At 43.4% G+C, this 350-nt stretch carries 1 protein-coding gene; it reads left to right on the top strand.

Annotated elements, in window-relative coordinates:
- The coding region (locus C1G53_RS09565) for a glucuronate isomerase (protein ID WP_161941403.1) at nt 1-350 on the top strand (350 nt) is incomplete at both ends.

The raw sequence follows: 350 nt of genomic DNA, 5'->3' as shown, positions 1-350 counted from the left end.
GCAGTAAGAGACTTTGCAAGTTTTGTAGAGGCACTTGGTCAGCGTGTTTCCTATTTTGCTCAACACGGTTGCCGAGCAAGTGACATCAGTTTTACGGCTATTTCCTATGAAGAGGCTACCCTCGAAGAGTTGGATGAAATTTTACTAGCAAGACTTGCAGGTAAAGAAGCTGGTCAATCCAGTATCAATAAATGGCAGACTGCTATCTTTAGAGAATTGTGCCGATTGTACAAGAAACATGGCTTTGTGACACAAGTTCACTTCGGTGCCTTACGGAATAACCATACCGGACTGTTTGAAAAACTTGGAGCAGATGTAGGTGTGGATTCGATTGGAGACCAGACATGTCT

The organism is Streptococcus suis, from assembly GCF_002960445.1.
GTDB classification, from domain to species: Bacteria; Bacillota; Bacilli; order Lactobacillales; family Streptococcaceae; genus Streptococcus; species Streptococcus hyiners.
Note: the sequence above shows the minus strand (reverse complement) of the source record. Positions and strands in the feature narration are given on the sequence as shown.